This window comes from Burkholderia sp. Leaf177, assembly GCF_001424345.1.
Taxonomy (GTDB): domain Bacteria; phylum Pseudomonadota; class Gammaproteobacteria; order Burkholderiales; family Burkholderiaceae; genus Caballeronia.
Genome location: NZ_LMPF01000007.1, coordinates 96,412 through 103,752, shown reverse-complemented (window position 1 = coordinate 103,752; position 7,341 = coordinate 96,412). Strand labels below are relative to the sequence as shown.

The window sequence follows — 7,341 nt, the reverse complement described above, 5'->3', positions numbered from 1 at the left end:
GGACTGCCCGAAAGTGTCAACCATGTCTCCGCACACCTGTCAGCTATGTCTCCGGTCTAAACACAACGGCGAAAAAGAAACGAAGCAAAGAAAACGCCTTCCAACCGCTAATTCTTAAGTGTCCACAGCGTGCAGTTTTTAATCATGTGGCACGCAAGAAGCACCCCTAGCGCATAACCCCGAACAGTTGAAACCCTCCCCCTCCGTATCCCTACATCCACACGCTTCGCCACCAGTGGTCTCGGGCAAGTTCTGACGGAACCGGATTGCTTCGGTCTACGCAGTTTGTATACGTTTATGTATTGTGTTTGCGCCTTCGCGCGCGCTTGTCTGTAAGACGCGTAGCAAATCCTTCGACATCGCATCGACCGTGAAGCGGCGATCGAACGTATCTATTGCCTGCGCTTTCATCGCTGCAGCCAACGATGGTTCTAGCTCCAGCCAGCGGGTGAGGCTCGATACCGTGCCTTCTACGGTATCCGCTGCAACGAATCCGGCGCCGTCTGTTTCTACCTCGCGCCAGATGTTGACCTTGTCGGAAATCAGCGCCGGCAAGCCGCATCCCAATGCCTCAGCAACCGCAATGCCGAAATTTTCCTGGTGCGAGGGCAACACGAATGCATCGCTTGCCTGGAATGCTCCCCACTTCATGTCTCCAAGCAGCATGCCCGTCCACGTGATGCGATCCGCCACACCAAGCTCAGTCGCTAACTTTTGCAATGTAGGTGTCCAGTCGCCACCGTCGGGGCCGGCCATTACGAGGTGCGCGCGCGGATCGATATCGCGGATCTGCGCAAATGCCTTGATCAGCAGATCGCATCCCTTTTTCTCATGGATGCGGCCCAGGAAAAGCAAGAGGCGCTTGTTATCGAGTTCGGGATATGCGGCAAGGAACGCGTCGCGTACCGGTGCCGATGCCGCCGGCGGCCGCGTCGTGCCGAATGCCACGACTTCTTCGTTCGCCTTGTACAAACGGAACGATTGCCGGGCGAGCACACGTTCTTCTTCGGCTGTGAAAAGCACGCGTTTTGCATCGCGCAGAACGCGATATTCCGCCCACGGCCAGTAGAGCGCCTTCTTCAAATGCTTCAGCGGATACGTGCGCTTGAACCATGGGTCCAACATGCCGTGCGGGAACACGTAGTAAGGCACCTGCATGGCATGCAGCGCTTTCCACGCGCCGTAGCTGTGGTATTGCCACAAACCGTTGACGATGACGGCATCGAAGCGTGCAGCGTTTTGCTTGAGCCAAGGCACAAGGTTCGGCGTCAGGCCGTAGTTGCCCTTCGATGGACCCAGCGCATGCACAGTCAAAGGAAACGCGGCGAGCCAGGACGCGGCAGGGTCATCGAGCGTGACGACTTCCACTTCGTGACCCAGCGCCGCCATGTTGATGCCGCTTTGACGCACGCCTTCAGTCGGGCCTCCAGCACGCGGGTCGATAGTCGATAACAGATGCAGGATCTTCATTGCCAGGCGCGCTCGATGTTAGGTCGTGTCATTTTATAAAGCCGCTCGTACCCTACGCCGATGTGAAGCGCGACAGCGAGTCACGATTTTCTTCGAGCGCGGAGACGTGGCCTGCCGGATGCATCGGCATGGACATGGGGCTGCCGGCCGGTGCAGGCGCGGGCGTCCCAGGACGGCGTTTTTTCGGCATGCCGCGTGCGGCTGCGAGCTCTGCGTTGCGCACCTTCATGGCGTACGAAAGACGCGTGTAGGTCGCGACAAGCAAGCCGAGCGCGACGCCAAACACCAGACCCGAATAGCGCGGACCGAGCGGATTGCCGCCAATCGATGTTGCAGGCAACGCAGCAAGCAACAACAGCGAGCGTCCCATGACCGGCAGGTACAGCAGGTCGGGCGCGCGCCGCCGCCATACGCGATACGCAAAGCCGCCCATCGCAAGCGCGAACAGGATTGCAAGCGGCATCCAGAGACCGAACATCAGGCCGCCGGCAAAAAGCTGATACACCCAGAAATTGTGGCCGGCCGCAAACTCGCGGATCGCGTAGAAGTCCTTCTTGGAGAACTGGCCGGCAAGGTAGGGCAGGTAGTCAGGCGAGTAGTGATAGACCGCGCCGTAGCCTCTTCCCGCTATCAACGCCGATGGTGTCGATGTGACCTGGTCGTACTGGTCCTTCATCTCGGCCAAGCGAGTGATCGTGGTTGGATCGCGGCCGGAGGTCGTCTCTTTGGACGCGAAGATACGCTGCGTCCAGTGATCGGCGACTTCGGGGAAGAACATGGCGGCACCTGCCGTCATCACGCCGATCAACACGCCGGTCATGATGGCGCGCATGCCTGCCCGGACCAGATGACGCGGCGAAGGCGCCGACAGCCACGTGGCAAACAGAAACAGCACGACGGTGCCAACCAGCAAGCTTCGCGTAACGCTCAGCAACTCGATCAGGATCGTGCCGAGGAAGATCGCGAGCGCGAATTTCGTAATGCGTTTGGCGACCACGAATTGATGCAGGATGACGCCTTGCAAACCAAGAAATGTCACCGATACGATCCGGTAGCGCACGTCGTCGAGCGGACCGCCGCTTGTCACCATGCCGTACCCGAAACTGAAAACGAGCGAGATGACCATCGACCAGAACAGCGCTTTTTCGAAGGCCGCAAGACGGTCGCCTTCCCATGGCCGGCATGCTGCGAGATACCCGAGCAGGAACAAGCCGAAGGGCAGCAGGGTACGCAGATAGTTGCCGAAATCGTTGCCCTGAAGAACCTGCGCAACAATGCTGCCGACCACGGTCATGATGGTCGCTGCAGTGATGATGGAGCGGAATCTGGAGCGGCGCGTGAAGCTTGGCGCGATCAGCCACAGCACCACGCCCGCGCCTATTACCGGCAGCGTCATGAGCACCTGTATCACGTGGCTTCCTGCGTCTTCCGCAGCTTTGTAGTCCAGCGAAAGCGGAACTAAAAACAGCCAGATCCACAGGTTCGTATATTTGTTGCGCATGGCGGGTCTCTCTTCGACTCTCAGTTTTTGAGGCTTCGCTTCAAGGCGCGGCTGATGACTTCGAGCTTGGGCGTGCAAAGCGGATTTGTCGGCCAAGCATGGGGCAACCGATGTGTTCCTTCCGTTGCATGTAGCGCATAGCGTCTTCAAAACCGCCACAAGAACGCAGCATGAGTGCGCGAACGAACATTCGATTTCATCGCAGCGAAATGCTTTGCCTATGACTTTCGCGCAACGCGAGCCGACGGCCGGAGCTGCTGGTTGGGAATATAGCAGTGGCGGAATCGGCTGCATCGAAGCAGGCGGTTATGCACTAGTCTTCGTCGTGAATCAACAGAGCGCGCCCTGTGCGCCGCCGCAAGCGGACCGCTGAAACAAGCCTGTTCAGCGCCATTTCAACGATGCACGCATTTGCGCAATGCAACGTGCATTCGACGCCTTCCGAATTGCTTGCGTGCGGCACGCCGCACTGGCTGTCCGTCAACGGCGTGATGTTGGCGGATGAAACCGGACCGGTGAGGAGAATATTCAGGGACCGCCAGATCATTGGTTCGTCGGGCGGTTCTGCCTGCGAATTAAACAGATAAGTCAGGAAATAACTACCGAGCATCAGGTCGGAAATGCGGAGCGAACGCCGCAGAAAAGGGGGTCCCCATGGGCTTGTTCGGCAAACCACGTACACAACAAACATCGAACAGGACGATAGAGCTCGACTTCGTCCGCGGCATTGCAATCATCGCCGTGATGGGTTTTCATTTTCACTCTGTCAAGACCGGCTACTGGTTCATCAGCGCGATCGAATATCCGCTGAAGAGTTTTGGCCGCGAGGGCGTCAATCTGTTTTTTACGCTGAGCGGATTTCTCGTCGGCGGCCTGTTGCTCAAGCAGTATTCCGAGCACGGACGCATTGACGCGTGGCGCTTCATCATTCGACGCATCTTCAAGATCTGGCCCGCGTATTACGTGCTGATCCTGTTTCATGTGTTCGCGGGACGTCACCCTACCGACACGTTCCTGTTCCAGAACCTGACCCACTTGCAGAACTATCTGGGGACATCGATCAGCCAGACCTGGAGTCTTGCGGTCGAAGAACATTTCTACCTGTTCCTGCCGGCGCTGCTGCTTGTTTTCGTGCGCTTCAAGGTGGGCGTGAACGCGATCATCGGGACCTTGCTGTCCATTTGCGGCATCGTGCTTCTGGCGCGTTGCGCGGTGGTATCGAACGGAGATGTCGACGCCGCGTTCTTCCAGACGCAGTACCGCATAGACAGCTTGCTGTTCGGCGTGATCCTCGCCGCGTTCTACTGGATGAAGCCCGACGTCTACAAGAAATTCGCCGATAAAAAATGGCTGCTGCTCAGCATGGTGGCCGTGCTGATTGCGTGGCTCGTGCTGGGAACGACGCACATTGCGCTCGATGAAAGCATTGGCTTCACCATTCAGGCGATCGGTTTTACCGCTGCCATCGTGCTTGCGATCGAATATTCGAAAGGCATTCGCGACTCGCTGCTTTATCGTGGCGTGGCGTGGGTCGGCGTGTATTCGTATGGCATCTATCTGTGGCATTCGCTGGCGCTCGCACCCGCCGACATCCTCATCCGAAAGACTGCCGCCATGCATGTGCCGCCGCTTGCCGCGTGGTTCGTCGTACTGGCGGCGCAGTTCTGCATTGCGATTGTGATCGGCTACGTGACCACGCGCGCGGTGGAGTTCCCGTTCCTCAAGATCCGGGATGCATTGTTCCCGGCCAAACAGCGCAAGGGCGAAATGGAAGTGCCGGTGGTGAGCACTCACGTGTCCTGAGCGTATCGACTGAAACCGCGCGGCAAGTTTTAGCGCAACGCGGTTTCCCTTCCTTTTTTCGATAGTCCGAACTGTGCGGGCTCACGCTCGTACCGTGCCAACCTGTTGCCCGACGCCGATCATGCAAGCACTTCATTACTATCGCGCGAACACTGCGAGGACATGCCGATGACCGCCCCCGCGCGCATTGCAGCGCTCGACGCAGGCCGCTCGCTTGCCGTCATTGGCGTGATCGCGGTCCATCTCGCGCCGTGGATGGTGACGAGTCCGGACTGGCTCGACACGCTAGCGAATCTCGGGCAATACGGCGTGCAGTGTTTTTTCGTGATCAGCGCAATCACGATCTTTGCATCGATAGAACACGATGCAGAGCGTCTCGGTGCAACGCGCGAAGTGGTGCGTAACTTCTACGTGAAGCGTATTGCGCGCATTGCGCCGCTTTATTACCTCGCGATCCTCGGTTATTCGAGCATCGAATTCGTGCTGCATTTCGCGCACAGTCATATCCAGACGCCGCACGATCTCTCCGATGTTTTCCTCAACATGCTTTTCCTTCACGCATGGTTTCCATCGGCCACCGACAGCGTGGTGCCGGGCGGATGGTCTATCGGCGTGGAGATGTTCTTCTACATGGTCGCGCCGGCGCTCGTGTTCGTGTGCCGGACAATGCGCGGCCTGGTGACGGTGTCGTTGCTGACCGCGTTATTCGCGCTTGCGTGCTGGTACTTCGGCGCATGCGACGGCGGTCCTGCATGCCGCGTGGTGAACAACGAATTCTTCTATTTCTGGCCGCCTATGCAACTGCCGTGTTTCATTGTCGGCTTCTGGGTCTGGCGGCTCGGAAGGGATTATCTCGTTGGCGACAGAAGACTGTCTTCACGTGCTTGCACGGGCCTTGCCGCAGGCGGACTCATTGCGTTGATTGCGTTGTTTTTTGCCGGCACGGGACGCGGCTTGGCGCATGGAATTGCGCCGACCTTTGCCGCGCTCGCGACCGCCGCATCGATGCTGTTGTTGACGCGTGTTTCGCTGAAATTTTTGAAAGCGCCGGCCACGGTAATGCTCGGAAAATACAGCTTCGGCATCTACGTATGGCATTTCATCGCGATACTCGGCGTGCGAGCCGTTGTCAGGCTCGACGTCGTGGATGACTTCGCCGAGGACCATGCGGTCCTCGTTTTTGCGGTATCGATGATCGCGGCCACGACGCTGGCCTGCATCGGCGCAATGGTGACCTCACGGCGCATCGAACAACCGTGTGCGCGCTGGGTCCATGAATGGCTGGGCCGCAACCCGGCGCGCGTGTCCGCAAGAAGTGTTGCGGTGGACGGCACCGAGGGCGTTTGAGTTGCTCAGACGATGGCTTGCCTGAGCGTCTGCTTGAACTCGCTCAGCGTGTTGCGTTCAAGCAGATGTGGCGCGCGAACCGGCGTTTCCGAGCGCGCTTCGAACACCTGATCGAGTGCCCGGTTGATCGACGTAACCGACAGATCCTGCACCACCGGCCCCAGCTCGCCCGTACGACAAAACCAGCCGATCAACCCATCCGCCGTCGCGATCACCGGCTTGCCGAAGCGGTACGCCTGCACGAGCACGCCGCTCATGCCGTAATGTCCTTTGTAGCCGAGCCACACGACATCGCAGGCGGAAAACAAATCAAGTTCTTCTTCAGCGGTCACAAAACGATCGATAAAAACCGGCGCCGGAGACAACGCGTCTGCCTTGGAAAAGAACGCGCGGATTTCTTCGTCCTGCGCGCCGGCAACGACGAGCGCCGGCTTATCCGCGCCCTTTCGTTCAGCCAATGCCGCGGCGAGTTCCTGAATGCCCTTGCGCTCGGTGATCGCGCCATACACGAGCACGTGCTTGCCGGCGCCCAGGCCGAGCCGCTGGCGCGCGATGGCGGGCTCGGACGCGCGGGCGTCGGGGAAAGGATCGGCGAGATACTGCACGGCCGCGCCACGCTTCGCCTGATACCGGTCGCGTTGGCCGGGCGTTCCCGCGCACCATTCGGTGAGCGTCGGATCGATGGTCAACAAGGTCTTCAAACCACGCGTCTGGATCGCGCGCCGAAACAGCTGCGCCTTGACGCCGTTCAACACAGGTTCGCGCGGCGCTCTTACGCCCACTTTCGCGTGATGGAAATTGGCGCGCATCGTGATGCCGACCCACGGCGTCGCGCCAAACGGCGAACCAGTGAACGGCAGCGTGTAAAAGAAATAATCGACGTAAGGCACCACCACGAGCGAGACCTTGCGGCCCTGGCTTGCAATGCTGAATGCATGTTTGAAGTCGCGGAAAAAACGCACGTAGCTGACCTTCGCCAAACCTTTCCCGCCGTGCACGAGCGGGCTTACGAACTGGATCTGCAGCTCGGGCCGGTTCTCCCCTGCAATGCGTTTGCTAAGCGAATGGTCCGCGTTGGCGGGGTCGGTCACGATCACGCACCGGTATCCCGCTTCCGCGTAAGCCGCCGCAGCCCACTCGGCGTATCTCCACCGGTGCCCGGTGAAATTCGGTTCGATAATCAGAACGGTATCCCGCGTGTCATTGGCCATGGTCTATTT

6 protein-coding genes are annotated in these 7,341 nt (G+C 59.0%); 2 read left to right on the top strand and 4 right to left on the bottom strand.

What is annotated here, in order from left to right; all coding sequences use genetic code 11:
• Positions 1–276: 276 nt before the first annotated feature.
• From ASG35_RS09650 to ASG35_RS09640, 3 genes are all read right to left on the bottom strand, one after another.
• Positions 277–1,470: a glycosyltransferase gene (locus ASG35_RS09650; RefSeq protein WP_056355960.1), complete on the bottom strand. Its 1,194-nt coding sequence runs from the start codon at positions 1,468–1,470 to the stop codon at positions 277–279.
• A 52-nt stretch (positions 1,471–1,522) separates the two neighbouring features.
• On the bottom strand, positions 1,523–2,971 hold the full coding sequence (locus tag ASG35_RS09645; protein ID WP_056355958.1) for a hypothetical protein: 1,449 nt from the start codon (positions 2,969–2,971) through the stop codon (positions 1,523–1,525).
• A 313-nt stretch (positions 2,972–3,284) separates the two neighbouring features.
• On the bottom strand, positions 3,285–3,518 hold the full coding sequence (locus ASG35_RS09640; RefSeq protein WP_156393064.1) for a hypothetical protein: 234 nt from the start codon (positions 3,516–3,518) through the stop codon (positions 3,285–3,287).
• Between the two features lie 107 nt (positions 3,519–3,625).
• On the opposite strand from ASG35_RS09640, the gene ASG35_RS09635 reads away from it, so the two are divergent.
• Together ASG35_RS09635 and ASG35_RS09630 are read left to right on the top strand one after the other, a co-directional pair.
• Positions 3,626–4,774 (top strand): acyltransferase family protein, encoded by a 1,149-nt coding sequence (locus tag ASG35_RS09635; protein WP_056355953.1) that lies wholly within the window; start codon positions 3,626–3,628, stop codon positions 4,772–4,774.
• A 168-nt stretch (positions 4,775–4,942) separates the two neighbouring features.
• On the top strand, positions 4,943–6,121 hold the full coding sequence (locus ASG35_RS09630) for an acyltransferase family protein (RefSeq protein WP_162244393.1): 1,179 nt from the start codon (positions 4,943–4,945) through the stop codon (positions 6,119–6,121).
• Positions 6,122–6,126: 5 nt separating this feature from the next.
• On the opposite strand, the gene ASG35_RS09625 is transcribed toward ASG35_RS09630, so the two are convergent.
• The gene (locus tag ASG35_RS09625; RefSeq protein ID WP_056355949.1) at positions 6,127–7,332 is read right to left on the bottom strand and encodes a glycosyltransferase; all 1,206 of its coding nucleotides are present in this window, start codon (positions 7,330–7,332) and stop codon (positions 6,127–6,129) included.
• Between the last annotated feature and the right edge of the window lie 9 nt (positions 7,333–7,341).